This is a genomic window from Streptomyces sp. NPDC052107 (genome assembly GCF_040680215.1).
Taxonomy (GTDB): domain Bacteria; phylum Actinomycetota; class Actinomycetes; order Streptomycetales; family Streptomycetaceae; genus Streptomyces.
Genome location: NZ_JBFAWG010000013.1, coordinates 135,706 through 154,538, shown reverse-complemented (window position 1 = coordinate 154,538; position 18,833 = coordinate 135,706). Strand labels below are relative to the sequence as shown.

The following is an 18,833-nucleotide window of genomic DNA, read 5'->3' as shown; positions in this document are numbered from 1 at the left end:
GTTGGTTGACGGGTCCTTAGTCTGACCCTGTCAAGAGCATTGCGGGGCAACGTGAATCAGATGCAGGGCCTGCTCATAGCGGGCCGCTACCGGCTCGCCGAATCCATCGGCAGCGGCGGCATGGGCCGGGTGTGGCGCGCCCACGACGAGGTGCTGCACCGGACGGTCGCCGTCAAGGAGTTGACCGCCGCGCTCTACGTCTCCGACAGCGACCGGGCCGTGCTGCTCGCCCGCACCCGGGCCGAGGCCCGCGCCGCGGCGCGCATCAACCACTCCGCGGTCGTCACCGTGCACGACGTCCTCGAACACGACGGCCGCCCGTGGATCGTCATGGAGCTGGTCGAGGGCAACTCGCTGGCCGACGCGGTCAAGGAGCGGGGACGGGTGGAGCCCAGCGAGGCCGCCCGCATCGGGCTGTGGGTGCTGCGTGCGCTGGGCGCCGCGCACTCCGCCGGCGTGCTGCACCGGGACGTCAAGCCCGGCAACGTCCTCCTCGGCCGGGACGGCCGGGTCCTGCTCACCGACTTCGGCATCGCCCAGATCGAGGGCGACTCCACCATCACCCGCACCGGAGAGGTCGTCGGCTCGGTCGACTATCTCGCGCCCGAGCGGGTGCGCGGCCACGACCCCGGCCCGGCCTCGGACCTGTGGGCGCTCGGCGCCACGCTGTACACGGCGGTCGAGGGCCGTTCGCCGTTCCGCCGCACCTCGCCGCTGACCACCATGCAGGCGGTCGTCGAGGAGGAGGCCACCGAACCGCAGTACGCCGGTCCGCTCGGCCCTGTCATCATCGCCCTGCTGCAGAAGGACCCGGCGCAACGGCCCGGCGCGGACGAGACGGAGCAGATGCTCGCCGAAGCGGCGGAGGGGCGGCGGCCGAACGCGGCGCAGGTGTACGTGCCCACGCAGCACGGCCGCTTCCAGCCGGAGGCGCAGACGGGTCCCACGCGCTCCGGCGCGGAGAGGACCACCGGAACGCCGTATCCGCCGGTGACCGGGCCGACGCGGGTCGTCGGTCCGTACGACAGGGGTTCCGGGCACCACACGCCCGTCCCGCAGGGGCAGCCGGTACAGCCGGTACGGCCGCCCAAGCGCCGCAGGCTGCGCACGCTCGCCCTGGTGGTCGTCCTCGCCGCGATCGTCGGCGGAGGTGTCGCGGTCGCGCTGCAGCAGTTCGGCACGGGCAGCCCCGGCGACTCCGCCTCTATTTCGTCGACTCCGAGTGTCAGCGCCAGTGCCAGTGCCACGCCGAGCGACGAGGGCGGTCAGGGGGCGGTTCCCGCCGGTTGGGAGCGGCGCAACGACCCTGTGGGCTTCAGCATCTCCCTGCCCAAGGGGTGGAAGCGGTCCGTCTCCATCGACCAGGACGGCCTCCGGCAGGTCGACTACTCGCCCGACAAGGGCAAGCACCTCGTGCGCGTCGCCGTCGACACCGCGCCGGACTTCCGCACCTCGTACGAGCACATGAGCAACCTGGACCAGCGGGTCTCACGGCGGCTGCTGGACTACAAGCAGCTGAGCCTCAAGGAGGAGCTTTTCCGCGACCAGCCGGGCGTCCGCTGGGAGTACACGTGGAACGCGCTGGCCAAGGACCCGCCGCACTACTTCCCGGGGCCCTACCATGCGATCGACGTCGGGTACATGGAGAGTGACGGCACCGAGTACGCCATCTACGCGGCCTCGCCGGCCGACGACTGGGCCACCACCAGAAAGCAGTTCGACTGGATCGTGCGGGGCTTCCAGGAGGGTTGATCCGAGTGGAACAGAAGGTTCCGCTGTCACTGTGGTCGCTCTCATCGCCCCGGAGCGGGTGTTGGGGAAGCGGCCGGGTCCTGCCTCCGATCTCTGGTCGCTCGGCGTGGTGCCGTACGCGGCGGCGGAGGGCGTCTCGCCGTTCCGCCGCAGCAACACCCCGGTGACCCTGCAGTCCGTCCTCAACTCGACGCCGCCCGCGGCGCCGGCCTCGGCCGAGGGGCCGCTGGCCGACGTCATCAACGGGCTTCTGCAGAAGGACCTTCGCGCCGTCCGGACGCCGGGCAGGTGCGGGCGTTGCTGGAGACGGCCGCGCATCCGCCTGCTCCGGCCGGCCGCGACTCAGGCGGTGCAGTCGGCCGAGGGGGCGTCGAAGGGCGGCATCCGGCTCGGCCGCAAGACCCTGTTCGGGCTCGGCGCGGCGGTCGTCGCGGCCGCGGTGGCGGCGTATCTGGTGATCTCGGACTCGTTCGTGGGGCCGCTGCCGGACGGCTGGGAGCGGGTCAAAGAAAAGGACGTCGTCGGCGGTGCCGGAGGGCTATGTGCGGGGTGTCCCCAGCCGGGAGTCGGGCAAGGAGCACTGGGTTACCTACACCGACCCGAGCCACGTTGTGTCGGCGGGCCTGTCCCTGTAACAAGAAGTCCGAGAACGTCGTGACCTACGTGGAGAACGACTTCAGGGAACGCGGTCGCGTATCGGCCCATCCGAAAATCGCGTGGGCCGATACGTCAACGATTCGAGGCCGACCCCGAGCGCTTCCCGTCTGCTCTCAGGTGAGCGAAGCTCGCTGGCGAATGACAGTAAAAGAGGGCGCCGACAACCACTGTGCTTCAGCGAGGGGTAATCCGCAGTCGGTCGGCGTCACCTTCATCGCGGGGCTCAGGCATAGTCCGTGCAAGAACGGACTATCGTACTCCCTTCTATGACCGCCACCTGCGCGCCGATGTAGTCGAGATCATCGCCGGAGGGCGACGCGTAAGTGGTGAAGGAGGTAGTCGATCCGTTTCCGTCGTATTCGGAATGCCAGGGCCACTCGGTTACCCACCCAGTGCCGTCGTCAATGGAAACCAGTCGAATGGCCACATGGTGACCATCGGCAGCGGTGTCCTTGACCCAACCGCTGATGTCCACATGGTGGGCTGTCCAGTTGGTGAACGTGAGACTCCCCGAGGCGCCGGTCACCGAGCACGCGGCTCCGCCACTCGCCGCGCTGGCATTGGTCACTGTGGCCGTAGCGAATATTGCCACCGCCGCGACGCTCGTGACGGAAAGGCGCTTAAGTGTGTTTCCCATAAGGAAAAGGTAAGGGTTCCATGATTCACATGACAGCATGATTCAAGCCACCCGTTTTACCCTGTATGGCGTGTATCCCTTGGTAATTTGCCATGTTTTGTATCTTTTTCAAAGCAGGTTGTGGCCGAAAATGATCGCCCCTGGCCGCCCGGCCCGACCTGGTGTTGCTCCCGGATCTTCGTAGACAAGGCGTCCGGCAGGAACAGGGCCAGTCGGAGCTCGGCAAGGCGCTGGACTACCTCCGTGAGGGCGACTTTGCCGGTGGTCACCCAGGGGCCGCCGCCCTGGTAGGCGAGGTCGGCCCAGGTTGGGGACGCGGTCGCACTCGGCGAGGGTGCCGTCCAGCAGGGCGAAGTCCGGTGGGCCTCGCGCAGGACCTTCAGCAGACCCGGCGCGCGTTCGGCGAGCAGGTGGATGACCGCGAGGGTGTAGGCGTGAGCGGTGGACTCGCTGATCCCGACCTCGGCAGCGATCTTCGGACGCCGGTATCGGGCGGCGAGGTAGGTGTCCTTGGTGTGACAGGCGGAGATCGCGGCCTGGACGAGCGCTCCCTTGAGCCACGGGTCACCGGGGCGGGGCTTGCCGGAGGGGCTCTTGCCCACGGACTCGTAGTTGCACGGACGCAGTCCAGCCCAGGAGGCGAGCTGGCCGGCGGACGGGAAACGGGAGATGTCCGCACCGATCTCGGCCAGGATCACCAGAGCGGCGCGCACTCACCCCGGGGATCGTGGCCGGCAGCTCGACCTGCCGTTCGAACGGCCGCATGTGTTCCTCGATGCGAGCGTTGAGGCGCCGTTCCATCGCCGTGGCCTCGTCGATCCGGTCCGGCATGGTCCGCGCCGAGGCCTGAGTTCCCAGGAGTGTGCCACCGGCTGTCTCGGGACGGCGGCATACTTGGCCGATCGCCGCCCCGGAAGGCGTCCGTCCGATGCGGCATGATGGGGCGCATGGGGACCGAGGGGGACGTCTTCCGTGTGATCGCGGGCCGTTACCGCCTGGAGGCGAGGATCGGGCGCGGGGGCATGGGCGTCGTGTGGCGGGCCCTCGACCAGGTGCTGGAACGCCGGGTCGCGGTCAAGGAACTCCTCCCGGACGACTCGCTCTCCGAGGGCGACGCGCGGCGCCGCCGGGAGCGTACGTTCCGTGAGGCGCGGGCGGTCGCCCAGCTGCGGCATCCGCACATCATCGTCGTGCACGACGTGGTGGAGCAGGACGAACGTCCCTACCTTGTCATGGAGTTGGTCGACGGGGGTTCGCTCGCCGACCGTATCCTCCGGCAGGGCCCGGTCGACGCCGGCGAGGCCGCGCGGATCGGCATCGCCCTGCTCGGCGCGGTCCGCACCGCGCACGAGGCCGGGGTGCTGCACCGGGACATCAAGCCCGCGAACGTGCTGATCGAGTCCGGTACCGGCCGGATCGTGCTGACCGACTTCGGCATCGCGCAGGTCGCGGGCGCCACCACGCTCACCGAGACCGGCTCGTTCGTCGGCTCGCCCGAATACACCGCGCCGGAGCGGATGTCCGGGGTCCGCACCGGGCCGGAGTCCGACCTGTGGTCGGTCGGCGCGCTGCTGTGCACGGTGCTCAGCGGCGAGTCGCTGTTCCGGCGCGACTCGCTCGGCGGCATCCTGCACGCCGTGGTCGCCGCCGAGATCCGGCCACCCGTCGAGGCCGAGCCGCTGCTGCCGGTCGTACGGGGGCTGCTGGAACGCGACCCCGACCGGCGCCTCGGCGCGGCCGACGCCGAGCAGATGCTGTGGACGTTCCTCGAGACGGGCCGGACCCCGGAGGCACCGGGAACGCCGGGCGGGCCGGCCTCCGGGCGAGGCCACCGGATCGGCGGGGGCCGGGCACCGAGGTCGGGAGTGGCGGGGGGTTGGACGCATAGGTCCCGGGCGGCGGGGAGCCGTAGGCCTGGGTCCGATGCGGTTCACGGCCGTCCATCGGGGTCCGATGGGGCCCCGGACGGTATGCCGGGGATCGGTGCGGCGCAGGGCGGTACGCCGGGGTCCGATACGGCCCGGGGGCATACGTCGGGGTCCGATGCGGCGCAGGGTCGTACGCCGGGGTCCGGGGCGGCGGGGAGTCGTCCCTCGGAATCCGATGTGGTGCAGGGGCCTGTCTCGGGGTCCGAGGCGGCCCACGGCCGTACGTCGGGGTCCGATGCGGCGCAGGGTCGTACGCCGGGGTCCGGGGCGGCGGGCAGTCGTCCCTCGGAATCCGATGCGGTGCAAGGGCCTGTCTCGGGGTCCGAGGCGGCCCACGGCCGTATGTCGGGGTCCGATGCGGTCCAGGACCGTACGTCCTGGTCCGACGCTGCAGGGCCGCGTGTACCGAGGTCGGATGCGGCCTCGGGGTCTGCGCCGTGGGCCGATGTGGCCCGGGGCCGTACGCCGGAGGCCGCCGCGGCCTACTCGCCGACCCGGCAGGACCTTCCGCACGGCGGACCCCACTCGCCGCCCACCGCATCCGCGGCGGCGGAGCCCCCGGCCCGCACGTTCACGCGCGGGGTGCTGATCGCGGCCCTGCTCGTCGCCGCGCTGGCGGGGGCCGGTGTGTCGGCGGCGACGCTGCTGCTGCACGGGAGCGGGGACGGCGGCGGTGGCAGCCCCGGCGGGACAGCGACCTCCCCGGCGACCGGGACCGGAACGAGTCCGTCCGCGCTGCCGTCCCCGTCGCCCAGCGGGACCCGCCCGACGGCCTCGGCCGGCTCGCACACCGCGCCCTCCGGATACCGCACGGCCCGGGACCCGGCCGGCTTCTCCCTCGCCGTACCGGAGGACTTCACGCGCAGTCCGCAGGGCGAGCGCGTCTTCTATCTCTCACCCGGTGAGACCTTCCGTCTCGGCGTCAAGGTCGCCGATCCCCAACCGGGCGGCCCGCAGGCCGTGATGGATCAGTCGGCCGCCAAGGGCCCCGTCACCAACCCCGGTTACCACGACGGCCGGGTCACCTCCACCACACACGGCGGACACCCGGCGGCGCTCTGGGAGTTCAGCTGGAACGGCTTCAGCGCGGCGGAGGGACCGCGGCACACCTACGACCTGTGCTGGGAGGAGAGCGGGAGGATGTACGACGTGTGGGTGTCGGCGCCGGTCGGCAAGGTGCGGGAGGCGCGGGAGTACTTCGACGTGGCGGTCGACACCTTCCGGGCGGGGTCCTGAACGGCCGCTCGGTCACGGGTCGGTGACCGGTTCGTCTTCCCTGTGGCTGTGGGGGCCGATGGCGCGATATGGATGATGCATGAGCAGTGACGGGGGAGTCGGTCACGGCACCGACGACACGACGAGTTTTGTTCTGCAACCGCCGCAGCCGCCACAACCGCAGCCGAACGCACAGCCGCACCCCATCCCGGCTCAGCAGGAGGACCCCGGCGCCGGGCGGCTCGTCGCCGGCCGGTACCGACTGCTCGGCAAGCTGGGCCATGGCGGGATGGGGACCGTGTGGCGGGCCCAGGACGAGACGGTGGACCGGGAGGTCGCCGTCAAGGAGCCGCGCGTACCGGACAGCCTTCCCGAACGGGAACGCGCCAACGCCTTCGAGCGCATGCGCCGCGAGGCCCGCGCGGCGGCCCGTCTCGACCACCCGGCGGTGGTGAACGTCCACGACGTCGCGGTGGTCGAGGGCCGGCCCTGGATCGTGATGGAGCTGGTGCGCGGCCGCACCCTCGGCGACGTCCTGCGCGAGGGCACGCTGGACGCCCGCGAGGCCGCCCGGATCGGACTGCAGGTGCTCGGCGCGCTCGAGGCGGCGCACGCGGCGGGTGTCCTGCACCGGGACGTCAAACCCGACAACGTCCTGCTCGGCCGGCACGACCGGGTGGTCCTGACGGACTTCGGGATCGCCCGGATCGAGGGCGACACGCGGCTCACGGACACCGGCGGCTTCGTCGGCTCGCCCGAGTACATCGCGCCCGAGCGGGTGCTGGGCCGGCGGCCCGGCCCGGCGAGCGACCTGTGGTCCCTGGGCGTGCTGCTCTACACGGCCACCGAGGGTGTCTCGCCGTTCCGCCGCAGCAACACCCCGGCCACCCTCCAGTCGGTCCTCAACTCCACCCCGGCCCCGCCCGCCTCCGCCTCCGGCCCGCTGGCCGAGGTCATCAACGGGCTGCTCCACAAGGACCCCGCGCACCGGCCCCATGCGGACCGGGTACGGGCGCTGCTTCAGGAGGCGGCCAAGCCCCCGGCGCCGCCGACACCCACCCAGCCCGTCCAGATGGTCGCGCCCACCCCGGTCAGGCGGCTCGGCCGCAGGGCGTGGCCGGTCGCGGGCGCGGCGCTGGTCGTGACGGCGGTGGCGGCGTACCTGGTCCTGGCCGATCCCTTCGCGGGCCCGCTGCCCGACGGCTGGGCCGAGCGCCCGGCCCCGAAGCTCGGCGCCACCCTCGCCGCCCCGGCGAGCTACAAGGTGGTCACGCCCGGCAAGGACGACCAGGACCGGAACTGGGTGACGTACGAGGACTGGAGCGGCGGCGTCTGGATCACGCTGGAGCTGGCGAAGAAGTCGCAGGACTCCCTGGGCGAGATCAAGAACACCGCCCGGTCCCAGATGTACGCCGACGACGAGAAGTTCCGCGGCGACGGCGACTACTCCCTCGACATGCCCGGCGGTGCGAGGACACACCCGGACGACACCGCGACGTACCACGGCAAGGAGGCCGCGAAGAACACCGTCGTCTACAAGAGCAACGACGGCGGCAACCCCAGCCCGCGCGAACTCCAGATCTTCTACTACCGCACGGGCGGCGGCGACCTGTACAAGCTCACCGTCGGCTACCCGAACAAGGGCGACTTCACGGCCCGCGGCCGGGAGGTGGCCGAGGCGGCGATCGCGAACCTGGACATCAAGAAGCTGTGAGCGCCGGGTTTTTGAGGGTCCCGCTTCGACAAGGGCCTGGTGCTCGCGGTACTCATGTGACATGAGTGGAGACGGTGAACGCCCGCCCGACGCACGTCTGATCGGTGGCCGCTACCGGCTGGCCGGACGCCTCGGGTCCGGGCCCACCGGGACCGTCTGGCGGGCCCTGGACGAACAGGAGCCGGGTCGCCGGGTCGCCGTCAAGGAGCCGCTGCTGCCCGGCGATCCGGCCGACGACGAGGACAGCCGCCGTATCGCCCACCGGCTCTACCGGGAGGCCCGCGCCGCGGCCCGGGTGCGCCATCCCTCCGCCGTCACGGTGTACGACGTCGTCACCGAGGGCCATGTTCCCTGGATCGTCATGGAGTTGGTGGCGGGCGATTCGCTGCGGGAGGTCCTGCGGAGCGGCCCCCTCCCGCCCGCCGAGGCCGCCCGGATCGGGCTCGCCGTTCTCGGTGCCCTGCGCGCCGCCCACGCCGTCGGCATCGTGCACCGGGACGTCAAACCGGCCAACGTCCTGCTGGAGTCGGGCACCGGGCGGGTGGTCGTCACCGATTTCGGGACCGGCGACGGACACCCTGCGGAAGCGCCCTCCGGTTTCGTCGCTCCCGAGCGTGCCGCGGGACCCGGCGCCGGCCCGGCCTCCGACCTGTGGTCCCTCGGCGCCCTGCTCCGTGCCGCCCTCGCGGACACGGACCCCGGCCCGCTGGGCCCCCTGCTGGACCGGCTGCACGCCGACGAGCCGGAGGCCCGTCCGGGTGCGCAGGAGGTCACGGCGGCCCTGCGGGACTACCTCGGGCTCACGCCCGTACCGGACCCGGCACCCGAAGCCGCGCCCGAGCCCCCTTCGCCGCCACCCTCCGACCCGCCTCGCCGCACGCCGAGGACGGCGCTGGGACTCCTCCTGGCGAAAAAAGCCGGACTGGAGTGATCCTTCTGCTCGCGACCGTGTCAACGCCCTGATCAGCACATTCGCTGCCAGTGATCACTGGCGGTATGTGTGCAGTCCGTGAATCCCCGTTACCGACGGGTACACAAAGGCTGTCCCGCGGCATACCCTGCGCGTCATGACGGACACGCAGGCCCCGGACAGCACCGGCACCAACCCCCTCGCGCCCGCCCCCGAGGGCGCCCGCACCGCCGCCGACGTGGTCACGCCGGAACTGGTGGCCCAGCTCACCAAGGGCGTCGCCGGCTCCGGCCGTACCGCCAACCACACCCCGTTCACCGGCGAGAAGCTGGCCGACCTGCCCGAGTCCACCCCCGAGGACGTACTCAAGGCCTTCGAGGCCGCCCGCGCCGCGCAGGCCGTGTGGGGGAGGACCCCGGTACGGCAGCGGGCCGCCGTCCTCCTGCGCTTCCACGACCTGGTGCTGGAGCGGCAGGCCGAGGTGCTCGACCTGATCCAGCTGGAGACCGGCAAGGCCCGGCTGCACGCGCACGAGGAGGTGCAGGCCGTCGCCGTCGCGGCCCGCCACTACGGCCGCAAGGCCCCCGCCTACCTGCGGCCCAAGCGGCACACCGGCGCCGTCCCCACGCTCACCAAGGTCACCGAACTCCGTCATCCGCGCGGCGTGGTGGGCCAGATCGCCCCCTGGAACTACCCCCTGGAGCTGTCCGTCGGCGACGCGCTGCCCGCCTTCGTGGCCGGCAACGCGGTCGTGATGAAGCCGGACACCGAGACGTGCCTCACCGCGCTCTGGGCGCGTGACCTGCTGATCGAGGCCGGGCTGCCCGAGGGCGTCTTCCAGGTCGTGCTCGGTGAGGGCCCGGTCGTCGGTCCCGAGCTGGTCAAGCACGCCGACTACGTCTCCTTCACCGGCTCGACCCGCACCGGCCGCGAGGTCGCCCAGGGCGCCGCAGCCCGGCTGGTCGGCGTCTCCCTCGAACTCGGTGGCAAGAACGCCATGCTGGTGCTGGACGACGCCGACATCGAGAAGGCCGCCGCCGGTGCCGTACGCGCCTGCTTCTCCTCCGCCGGGCAGCTCTGCATCTCCATCGAGCGGCTGTACGTCCACGAGTCGATCGCCGACGCCTTCCTGGAGCGCTTCGCCGCCCGCACGAAGGCCATGCGGCTCGGCAACTCCCTCGCCTACGGCGCCGACATGGGCTCGCTGGTCGGCGAGCGCCAGCTGAAGACCGTTCAGCGGCATGTCGAGGAGGCCGTGGCGAAGGGCGCGAAGCTGATCGCGGGCGGGGCCGCCCGTCCGGACATCGGCCCGTACTTCTTCGAGCCGACCATCCTCGACGGCGTCGAGGACTCCATGGCCGTGTGCGAGGAGGAGACCTTCGGCCCGGTCGTCTCCATCTACCGGTTCACGAGCGACGACGAGGCGATCGAGCGCGCCAACGCCACGCCGTACGGCCTCAACTCCTCCGTCTGGACCAAGAGCGCCCAGCGCGGCCGGGAGGTCGCCGCCCGCCTGCGCACCGGCACGGTCAACGTCAACGAGGGCTACGCACCCGCCTACGGCAGCGTCCAGTCCCCGATGGGCGGCATGAAGGACTCCGGCCTCGGCCGCCGCCACGGCTCCGAGGGCATCCTCAAGTACACCGAGGCCCAGACGGTGGCCCAGCAGCGGTTGCTGCCGATGGCTCCCTCGCTGGGCATGACCGACGAGGGCTACGCCCGTTTCATGAGCACGAGTCTGCGCCTGATGAAGGCATTCCGGTTCCGCTAGAAGCACCGTTCGCCCACACCCGTTCTCGACGAGGAGAGCACGTGTCGCAGGAGAAGTCTGTCCAGACCCGGGACGAGGACGGGTACGACTACGACGTCGTCGTGGTCGGATCGGGGTTCGGCGGCTCGGTGACCGCCCTCCGCCTGACCGAGAAGGGATACCGGGTCGGTGTGCTCGAAGCCGGCCGCCGCTTCACCCGGGACTCCCTGCCGAAGAACTCCTGGGACCTGAAGAACTACCTCTGGGCGCCCAAGCTCGGCATGTTCGGCATCCAGCGCATCCACCTGCTGGGCAATGTCATGGTGCTGGCCGGCGCGGGCGTCGGCGGCGGTTCGCTCAACTACGCCAACACCCTCTACGTACCGCCGAAGGCGTTCTTCGACGACCCCCAGTGGCGGGAGATCACCGACTGGCAGGAGGAGCTGAGGCCGTACTACGACCAGGCCCGGCGCATGCTCGGCGTACGGCTCAACCCGACGATGACCCCCTCCGACGTGCATCTGAAGGCGGCGGCGCAGCGGATGGGCGTCGGCGACACCTTTCACCTCGCCCCGGTCGGCGTGTTCTTCGGCGACGGCAAGGACGCGGACGGGAAGGCGAAGGCCAGGCCCGGCGAGCAGGTGAACGACCCGTACTTCGGCGGCGCCGGTCCGTCCCGCAACGCCTGCACCGAGTGCGGCGAGTGCATGACCGGCTGCCGGCACGGCGCGAAGAACACCCTGAACGAGAACTACCTCTACCTCGCCGAGAAGGCGGGCGCGGTGGTCCACCCCATGACGACGGTCGTGTCCGTCACGGACGACTCGCGCGGCGGGTACGCGGTGGCGACCCTGCCGACGGACCGGAAGAAGAAGGGCGAGAGCCGGCTCTTCACCGCGCGCAGGGTCGTCCTCGCCGCCGGCACCTACGGCACCCAGACCCTGCTGCACCGGATGAAGACCGGCGGCCAGCTGCCGTATCTCTCCGCCCGGCTCGGCGACCTGACCCGCACCAACTCCGAGGCGCTGGTCGGCGCGCAGACCGACAACCGCCGCTACCGCAAGGCGACCGGCGAGCCGAAGGCCGACTTCACGCGTGGTGTCGCCATCACGTCCTCGATCCACCCCGACGAGAACACCCACATCGAGCCGGTCCGCTACGGCAAGGGCTCGAACTCGATGGGCGGCCTGTCCATCCTCCAGGTCCCCTACGCCGAGGGCTCCTCTCGCGCGCTGGCCTGGCTGGCGAACGCGGCCCGGCATCCGCTCCTGGTCCTGCGCTCCCTGTCCAACCGGCGCTGGTCCGAGCGGACCATCATCGGCCTGGTGATGCAGTCGCTGGACAACTCCCTGACGACGTACCTGAAGCCGGGCGGCGTCGGCAAGGGTCTGCTCACCGCGCGGCAGGGGCACGGCACGCCGAATCCCAAGCAGATCAAGGCCGCCACGGAGGCCGCCTCCGCGCTCGCCGCCGAGATCAACGGCTTCGCCGGCAGCAACGTCGGCGAGCTGATGGGCACCCCGCTCACCGCGCACTTCCTCGGCGGCTGCCCCATCGGCGACTCCGCCGGGACCGGCGTGATCGACCCCTACCACCGTCTCTACGGCCACCCGGGCATCTCCGTCGTGGACGGCGCCGCGGTCTCGGCGAACCTGGGCGTGAACCCGTCGCTGACGATCACCGCGCAGGCCGAGCGCGCGATGTCCTTCTGGCCGAACAAGGGCGAGGAGGATCCGCGTCCGGCGCAGGGTGCCGTGTACGAGCGGCTGAAGCCGGTGGAGCCGCAGGCCCCGGCGGTTCCCGCGGAGGCGTTCGGCGCGCTGCGCCTGCCGTTCCTGGGGATGCCGGCGGTGCCGCCGAAGCAGTAGCGCGGGCACGCCGAAGGGGCCTGCACCCCCCTCCTGGCGCAGGCCCCTTCGGTTGTGCGACCGCGCTTACGCGGCTGCGTTCGAACCGGCGCCCTTGCGGCGGCGGACGGTGAACACCGCTCCGGCGCCGGCGACGACGGCCACACCGCCGACGAGACCGATGGTCGGCAGCATGGAGCTGGAACCGGTCTCGGCGAGCGAGCCGGTGACGGTCTGGGTGTTGGTCTTGCTCGGCTTCTGGGTGGGAACCGGGACCTTGCCACCCTCCTGGGGCTTCGTCCCGCCCGTGTCGGTGCCGGCCTTGACGATCTTGATCAGGTAGCTGGCCTGGTCCGAGCCGATGCAGTTCTCGTCGTCGTCGAAGTACATGCCGCCACCGATGGTGAGGCCCTCACCGACCGGCGCGTTCGCCTTGACGTTCAGCCGGAGCTGGTAGTCCACCGTCTGGCCGGCCTTGATGTCGGCGAGGTCGAGGTAGCCGTTGGAGTGGCCGGCTCCGTCCTCGACGTCGTACCAGGCGCCGGCGTACTTCACCTGGAGCTGGACCTGGCTGGTCTTGAACGCGTACTGGGCGTTCGGGTCGCTCGGGCCGACGCCCGCGTAGAAGATGACGTCCTTGAGGTTGGTCGACGTCGGGTTCTTGACGCTGAGCGTGAAGGGGTGCCAGCCGCTGCCCACGGCGATCTCGCCGGGCAGACCGCTGAGCGAAACGTGGATCTTGGACTTGTAGTTGGCGTCGTCCTCCTCGCAGATCCCGGACGGCGTCGTCGGCTCGTCACTGGGCTCGGCGCTCTCACTGGGCTCGGTGGACGTGGACGCCGACGGGGATGCCGACTCGGACGCGGAGGCGGACTCCGACGCGCTCGGGCTCGCCGAGTCGGAGGCGGACGGGCTGACCGACGTCTGGCCGGCGGGCGAGCTCTCGTCGGCGGCCGGGCTGGTGCTCGGGTCGGCCGCGGGAGTCGTCTCGGTCGAGGTCGAGGTGCTGACCGAGGGGCTCGGGGAGTCGTCGGCGAACGCGGCAGGGGCACAGACCAGTGCGAGCGGCGCGAGGGCAGCCGTCGCGGCCGCGGTCATCATGGCGCGGCGAAGCTTCATTGAGGACCTCTTGTGGGGCTCCCGTGCTGCCACGCGGCAGCACGTGTCTCGGAGGCCTCCGTGTGTGGGGCACGGGCATGGCCGTTGGTTGCGTAGGTGAGACCCGTGACCTGTGAGAAGGGTTGTGCGCATGCCGGGCGTAAGACTGTGTGATGCCAGTCACATTCGACCGGGCGTTCGACCGGGCATTCCGCCGGGCATTCGGCCGGGCATTCGGCCGGGGCATGACGAAGGGCCCCGCGGGACGGAGAGACCGCGGGGCCCTTCTTCTGGTCAGCACCGACGTCAGGGCAGCGCCGGTGCCTGGGGCGGCGCCGGGGGCGCACGCTGGTTCGTTGGTCCTGCCCCCGGGGGGCGGACGGTGTGCAGCAATACCGTTTCGGTGCGGGCACCCGGCAGGTGACCCGGCACTGGTGCGTATGTGCAGTTTTCCGCCGGTCGGCCCCGGGCGTCCCCGGAGCCGACCGTTCTCTTGGGTGACCGGGCTGCTGTCCCCTGCCGTCCGGTCACTTCCCTGGAGCGAGGTCCCACGGCGTACGGCACGACCCTTACGCCTCATCGCTCCAGCGAGCCACGCGTGGTTCTGTCGGGCCCGCCCCTGGCTGGCACGGACACCTCGATCAACGAAGTGCCGCGCGAGCCAGTCACGCGCCGTATGGGTGAGGCAGCTCTCGAACTCACATACGACGCTGGGTTGCGGCGCTCAGATGCGACCCCGGCACAGCTCCAGCAGGGTCATGGCGAGGCCGGTGCCCGGCTTGCCGAGGGCCTCGCGGTAGCGGCCGAGGATCTCCATCTCACGGGAGAGGTGCACCCGGCGTCCGCCGGAGGCGATGCGGGTCTGCTGGACGACGGCGGAGACGGCCATCCGCTCCTGGATGAGACCGATGATCCGGTCGTCGAGCACGTCGATGCGCTCACGGGCGCCGGCGATGGTCTCTTCCGGGGTCGAGGTGGTCTCTTCCGGGGTGGTGGTGGTCATGTCGGGGGCTCCTGGTGAAGGTGGCTGGGACGCCCCGGAACGGCAGGACCCGGAAACGACAGACGCCCCGGGCCTTGTCGGCCCGGGGCGCCTGGTAAGTCGCTTGGCGTTGCGCTCAAGCAGCACGACCATGGCAGCCGGCGGGCCGGATGCCATAGGTAAAGACGAAGGTCGAGTGCTTGCGCATGGGGTCAGTATGCCATGGCTCGGCGCAGGGGAAGCCTCCGCGCCCACCCCGTTAGACTCGTTAGCACAGACCCCGCCCGACCACCAGAAGGCACCCCGTGTCATCAGCGACTTCCACTGCCGCCACCCCGGACACCGTCCTGGTCGTCGACTTCGGCGCGCAGTACGCCCAGCTCATCGCCCGTCGCGTCCGCGAGGCCCGGGTCTACAGCGAGATCGTGCCGAGCACCATGCCGGTGAAGGAGATGCTCGCCAAGAACCCCGCGGCGATCATCCTCTCCGGCGGCCCCTCCTCGGTGTACGAGGCGGGCGCCCCCACCCTCGACCGCGAGATCTTCGAGGCCGGCGTCCCCGTCTTCGGCATGTGCTACGGCTTCCAGTTGATGGCCCGGTCCCTCGGCGGCACCGTCGACAACACCGGCGCCCGCGAGTACGGCCGTACCGATCTGCACGTCTCCCGGACGTCCTCCACCCTCTTCGAGGGCACCCCGGACGAGCAGCACGTGTGGATGTCGCACGGCGACGCCTGCTCCGCCGCCCCCGAGGGCTTCACCGTCACCGCGTCCACGGACGTCGTCCCGGTCGCCGCCTTCGAGAACGACGAGAAGAAGCTCTACGGCGTCCAGTACCACCCCGAGGTCATGCACTCCACGCACGGCCAGCAGGTGCTGGAGCACTTCCTCTACCGCGGCGCGGGTCTGCAGCCGAACTGGACGACCGGCAACGTGATCGAGGAGCAGGTCGCCGCGATCCGCGAGCAGGTCGGCGACAAGCGGGCGATCTGCGGTCTGTCCGGCGGCGTGGACTCCGCCGTCGCCGCCGCCCTCGTCGCGCGGGCCATCGGCGACCAGCTGACCTGCGTGTACGTCGACCACGGCCTGATGCGCAAGGGCGAGACCGAGCAGGTCGAGAAGGACTTCGTGGCCGCGACCGGCGTCAAGCTCGTCGTCGTGGACGCCGAGGAGCGCTTCCTGACCGCGCTCAAGGGCGTCTCGGACCCCGAGGAGAAGCGCAAGATCATCGGTCGTGAGTTCATCCGCGTCTTCGAGCAGGCGCAGGCCGACATCATCGCCGACGAGGGCCCAGCCGTGGAGTTCCTGGTCCAGGGCACCCTGTACCCGGACGTGGTCGAGTCCGGCGGCGGCACCGGCACCGCCAACATCAAGTCGCACCACAACGTCGGCGGCCTGCCCGAGGACCTCGAGTTCAAGCTGATCGAGCCGCTGCGCAAGCTGTTCAAGGACGAGGTCCGCATGGTCGGCCAGGAGCTTGGCCTGCCGGAGGAGATCGTCCAGCGCCAGCCGTTCCCGGGCCCGGGCCTTGGCATCCGCATCGTCGGCGAGGTCACCAAGGAGCGCCTGGACCTGCTGCGTGACGCCGACGCGATCGCCCGCGAGGAGCTCACCGCGGCTGGCCTCGACCGCGACATCTGGCAGTGCCCCGTGGTGCTGCTCGCCGACGTCCGCTCCGTCGGCGTCCAGGGCGACGGCCGCACCTACGGCCACCCGATCGTGCTGCGCCCGGTGTCCTCCGAGGACGCCATGACCGCCGACTGGTCCCGGCTGCCGTACGACGTCCTGGCCCGCATCTCGACCCGGATCACCAACGAGGTCCGGGACGTCAACCGGGTCGTCCTCGACGTCACCTCCAAGCCGCCGGGCACCATCGAGTGGGAGTAGGCCCTAGGCGCGCTTGAGCGTGCGCAAGGGCGCACCGGGCTTCCAGACCTGGACGACGAGGTACTTCTCGTCCTCGACGTAGGTCCGTACGACCTCCGTCAGCTCGGTGCGGAAGAGGTGGAACGGCTCCGGCGGTTCCACCTCTTTCGTGTACCAGGACTTCCGCTCACCCCCGACCTCGTACGCCCGCCCCGCGATCCGTACGTCCCCGCCGCCCATGTCCGTGCCCTCGCCCGGGTTGGCCTGGAGCGAGAAGCGGGGGTCGCGGCGCAGGTCGAGGGCTTTCAGCGAGCCCGCCATCATGCCGAGCCACAGCTCGCCGCCTCGGAAGTCGGCCTCCAGCCCGGAGGTGCGCGGCGAGCCGTCCTTGCGCAGGGTGGCGAGGACGTGGTGACGGAAGGCGCCGAAACGCTCCTCGACGAGCCGCGCCGACCCGGGTTCGGCGGAGGCGAAGGCCGCCCAGTTCATATGTGCCATGCACGCCAGTCTGACCGGCAAACCGGACATCCTCTGTCGTGTTTCCACCGCGAACGTCATCTTTACAAAACAGCTCTGCCCTTTTGCGCTGCCCGGCGGTAACTTCCGGCGCGTACAGCAATCCCAGTGCTGGAGGACCTATGCACGGGCCCACCCCGCCGCCCCTGCCGCTGCCCACCGACCAGCTGCAGTTCGCCATGCCGCCGATGTTCGGCTCGGTCGAGGACGAGCGCCGGCACCGCAAGGAGCGGCTCGCCGGTGCCCTGCGGATCTTCGGGCGGTCCGGGCTCGAGGACGGAGTCTCCGGGCACATCACCGCCCGCGACCCGGAGTTCACCGACTGCTTCTGGGTCAACCCCTTCGGGATGCCGTTCAAGCACGTCACGGTCGGCGATCTCGTCCTCGTCAACCAGGACGGGCAGGTCGTCGAGGGCCGCTACCACGTCAACCAGGCCGCGTTCACCGTGCACGCCCAGGTCCACGCCGCCCGCCCGGACGTCGTCGCCGTCGCTCACTGCCACTCCGTGCACGGCCGCGCCCTCGCCGCGCTCGGCGAGCTGATCGACCCCATCACCCAGGAGAGCTGCGCCTTCTACGAGGACGTGGCGCTCTACGACGCCTACAGCGGAGTCACCGTCGACATCGAGGAAGGCCGCCGGATCGCCGGGGCCCTCGGCTCCCGCAAGGCGCTCGTGCTGCGCAACCACGGACTGCTCACTGTCGGCGACTCGGTGGACGCCGCCGCCTGGTGGTTCCTGTCCATGGAGCGGTCCTGCCAGGTGCAGCTGATGGCGAAGGCGGCCGGCCGCCCGATCCTCATCGACCACAAGCTGGCCGTCGCCACCCGCGAACAACTCGGCGGCGACCTGGTGGCCTGGATCAACTACCAGCCCCTGTGGCAGGACATCAGCCGCAGCGAGCCCGACCTGCTGAGCTGAACCCTCCGGGCATGCTCAGCCGAACCCCCTGAGCACCGCCGCCTTGGTCATCGCGAACTCCTCCTCCGTGAACACCCCGTCCCGGTGCAGCTCGCCCAACTCCCGCAGCCGGCGCAGCAGTACGTCATGGTGGTCGGCCTGCTCCGGTACGGCCGCCCGCTGCCGGTCCCGGCCGTCGTACGCGCCGCCCGTGCGCGTGGAGGGATGCGGCAGCCGGGCGGTGACGGCGGTCGCGACCAGCGCGGTCAGCAGATCGCGCCGCACGCTGCCCCACAGGTCCAGGGTGTAGGGGTCCCGCTCGGGCGGCAGCTTGGAGAACACCGTCTCCGGGGTCACGAACCGCAGGAAGCCGTCCTCGTACCCGGAGTTGGGCAGCCACTCCACCTGCACCAGGTCGCCGAGGGCGATGATCCGCGGGCCGGTCGCGCGTTTGACCCGGTCGGAGGTGTCGGCCCAGTCGATGCGCACCTGCGTGCCGTCGAAGGAGACCGTGCCGTCGGAGGACCGCACGGACACCGGCACCGGCGGGCCCGGCAGCAGATAGGCGTTCGTGGGCTCCTTGGGGATCCGGTCGAGGAGCAGGGCGTGCCGGATCTCCTCGGCGACGTACTCCGCGACCCCGCCGCGGTCCGCCTCCACCGTCAGCCGGTAGGGGTCGGCCGGGTCCGGCAGCCGCCCGCCCGTCGCCTGCAGCTGGGGGCACCGCCCACGCCCTTGAGGCAGTGGGGGAGGGTCGGCGCCCTCGCGCAGCCGCATCCGCAGCCGGCCACGCCTGCGCTCGGGTTCCCAGACCACGTCCGAGACCGCCTCCAGCGGCACGGAGATCTCCCCGTACGTCTGCCGGAACAGCGGCACGCAGCGGTGCAGTCCGGGGGTGATCCGGATCGTGCTGCCGTCGAAGGCCCAGGTCCCGTCCCGCTGGATGATCTCGGCCATACGGAAATTCTCGCAGCCGGGTCAACACGCTGGCTCGTACTTCACCCGCCACGACGCGGCCCGACGGTCCCGGACGGCCCGGCGTAGGGCACAATTCGCTGTCGAC

Annotated in this window: 13 protein-coding genes and 3 pseudogenes; 9 read left to right on the top strand and 7 right to left on the bottom strand. The window is 71.1% G+C overall.

What is annotated here, in order from left to right; translation table 11 throughout:
- Nucleotides 1-60 precede the first annotated feature (60 nt).
- Nucleotides 61-1,752 (top strand): protein kinase, encoded by a 1,692-nt coding sequence (locus AB0M27_RS17535; protein WP_365722589.1) that lies wholly within the window; start codon nt 61-63, stop codon nt 1,750-1,752.
- Nucleotides 1,753-1,795: 43 nt separating this feature from the next.
- A pseudogene (locus AB0M27_RS17530) lies at nt 1,796-2,357 on the top strand (serine/threonine protein kinase); the annotation flags it as partial.
- 275 nt (nt 2,358-2,632) lie between these two features.
- Here the strand turns inward: AB0M27_RS17530 and AB0M27_RS17525 are convergent.
- The 3 genes and pseudogenes from AB0M27_RS17525 to AB0M27_RS17515 form a co-directional block, all read right to left on the bottom strand.
- Complete coding sequence (locus tag AB0M27_RS17525) at nt 2,633-3,046, bottom strand: hypothetical protein (protein ID WP_365722587.1); 414 nt, start codon at nt 3,044-3,046, stop codon at nt 2,633-2,635.
- Nucleotides 3,047-3,358: 312 nt separating this feature from the next.
- Nucleotides 3,359-3,522 (bottom strand): annotated as a pseudogene (locus AB0M27_RS17520) (IS5/IS1182 family transposase); the annotation flags it as partial.
- A 69-nt stretch (nt 3,523-3,591) separates the two neighbouring features.
- A pseudogene (locus AB0M27_RS17515) lies at nt 3,592-3,744 on the bottom strand (transposase); the annotation flags it as partial.
- 249 nt (nt 3,745-3,993) lie between these two features.
- Here AB0M27_RS17515 and AB0M27_RS17510 point away from each other — a divergent pair.
- From AB0M27_RS17510 to AB0M27_RS17490, 5 genes are all read left to right on the top strand, one after another.
- Nucleotides 3,994-6,210, top strand: coding sequence for a protein kinase (locus AB0M27_RS17510; protein ID WP_365722585.1), 2,217 nt, complete (start codon nt 3,994-3,996; stop codon nt 6,208-6,210).
- A gap of 79 nt (nt 6,211-6,289) precedes the next feature.
- Nucleotides 6,290-7,903 (top strand): serine/threonine-protein kinase, encoded by a 1,614-nt coding sequence (locus AB0M27_RS17505; RefSeq protein WP_365722583.1) that lies wholly within the window; start codon nt 6,290-6,292, stop codon nt 7,901-7,903.
- A 61-nt stretch (nt 7,904-7,964) separates the two neighbouring features.
- Nucleotides 7,965-8,834 (top strand): serine/threonine-protein kinase, encoded by an 870-nt coding sequence (locus AB0M27_RS17500; RefSeq protein ID WP_365722581.1) that lies wholly within the window; start codon nt 7,965-7,967, stop codon nt 8,832-8,834.
- A gap of 136 nt (nt 8,835-8,970) precedes the next feature.
- Nucleotides 8,971-10,584: a succinic semialdehyde dehydrogenase gene (locus tag AB0M27_RS17495; RefSeq protein WP_365722579.1), complete on the top strand. Its 1,614-nt coding sequence runs from the start codon at nt 8,971-8,973 to the stop codon at nt 10,582-10,584.
- Nucleotides 10,585-10,625: 41 nt separating this feature from the next.
- Nucleotides 10,626-12,431, top strand: coding sequence for a GMC family oxidoreductase (locus tag AB0M27_RS17490; protein ID WP_365722577.1), 1,806 nt, complete (start codon nt 10,626-10,628; stop codon nt 12,429-12,431).
- 66 nt (nt 12,432-12,497) lie between these two features.
- Here AB0M27_RS17490 and AB0M27_RS17485 read toward each other — a convergent pair whose 3' ends face one another.
- Together AB0M27_RS17485 and AB0M27_RS17480 are read right to left on the bottom strand one after the other, a co-directional pair.
- Nucleotides 12,498-13,529, bottom strand: a complete 1,032-nt coding sequence (locus AB0M27_RS17485; protein WP_365722575.1) for an LAETG motif-containing sortase-dependent surface protein — start codon at nt 13,527-13,529, stop codon at nt 12,498-12,500.
- Between the two features lie 703 nt (nt 13,530-14,232).
- A complete protein-coding gene (locus AB0M27_RS17480; RefSeq protein WP_153539179.1) occupies nt 14,233-14,511 on the bottom strand; it encodes a chorismate mutase in 279 nt (92 codons plus the stop codon).
- A gap of 284 nt (nt 14,512-14,795) precedes the next feature.
- Here AB0M27_RS17480 and guaA point away from each other — a divergent pair, with 284 nt between their 5' ends.
- Complete coding sequence (gene guaA / locus AB0M27_RS17475) at nt 14,796-16,376, top strand: glutamine-hydrolyzing GMP synthase (RefSeq protein ID WP_365722572.1); 1,581 nt, start codon at nt 14,796-14,798, stop codon at nt 16,374-16,376.
- A gap of 3 nt (nt 16,377-16,379) precedes the next feature.
- Here the strand turns inward: guaA and AB0M27_RS17470 are convergent, their stop codons facing one another.
- Nucleotides 16,380-16,844 (bottom strand): pyridoxamine 5'-phosphate oxidase family protein, encoded by a 465-nt coding sequence (locus AB0M27_RS17470; RefSeq protein ID WP_365722712.1) that lies wholly within the window; start codon nt 16,842-16,844, stop codon nt 16,380-16,382.
- 149 nt (nt 16,845-16,993) lie between these two features.
- Between AB0M27_RS17470 and AB0M27_RS17465 the strand changes: the two genes are divergently transcribed.
- Complete coding sequence (locus AB0M27_RS17465) at nt 16,994-17,791, top strand: class II aldolase/adducin family protein (RefSeq protein ID WP_365722570.1); 798 nt, start codon at nt 16,994-16,996, stop codon at nt 17,789-17,791.
- 15 nt (nt 17,792-17,806) lie between these two features.
- On the opposite strand, the gene AB0M27_RS17460 is transcribed toward AB0M27_RS17465, so the two are convergent.
- Complete coding sequence (locus AB0M27_RS17460) at nt 17,807-18,727, bottom strand: DUF4429 domain-containing protein (protein WP_365722568.1); 921 nt, start codon at nt 18,725-18,727, stop codon at nt 17,807-17,809.
- Nucleotides 18,728-18,833 lie beyond the last annotated feature (106 nt).

Coding starts and splice junctions, on each gene's coding strand:
- AB0M27_RS17535 (WP_365722589.1), top strand. CDS start 61: ATGCAGGGCCTGCTCATAGCGGGCCGCTACCGGCTCGCCGAATCCATC.
- AB0M27_RS17525 (WP_365722587.1), bottom strand. CDS start 3,046: ATGGGAAACACACTTAAGCGCCTTTCCGTCACGAGCGTCGCGGCGGTG.
- AB0M27_RS17510 (WP_365722585.1), top strand. CDS start 3,994: ATGGGGACCGAGGGGGACGTCTTCCGTGTGATCGCGGGCCGTTACCGC.
- AB0M27_RS17505 (WP_365722583.1), top strand. CDS start 6,290: ATGAGCAGTGACGGGGGAGTCGGTCACGGCACCGACGACACGACGAGT.
- AB0M27_RS17500 (WP_365722581.1), top strand. CDS start 7,965: ATGAGTGGAGACGGTGAACGCCCGCCCGACGCACGTCTGATCGGTGGC.
- AB0M27_RS17495 (WP_365722579.1), top strand. CDS start 8,971: ATGACGGACACGCAGGCCCCGGACAGCACCGGCACCAACCCCCTCGCG.
- AB0M27_RS17485 (WP_365722575.1), bottom strand. CDS start 13,529: ATGAAGCTTCGCCGCGCCATGATGACCGCGGCCGCGACGGCTGCCCTC.
- AB0M27_RS17480 (WP_153539179.1), bottom strand. CDS start 14,511: ATGACCACCACCACCCCGGAAGAGACCACCTCGACCCCGGAAGAGACC.
- AB0M27_RS17470 (WP_365722712.1), bottom strand. CDS start 16,844: ATGAACTGGGCGGCCTTCGCCTCCGCCGAACCCGGGTCGGCGCGGCTC.
- AB0M27_RS17465 (WP_365722570.1), top strand. CDS start 16,994: ATGCACGGGCCCACCCCGCCGCCCCTGCCGCTGCCCACCGACCAGCTG.
- AB0M27_RS17460 (WP_365722568.1), bottom strand. CDS start 18,727: ATGGCCGAGATCATCCAGCGGGACGGGACCTGGGCCTTCGACGGCAGC.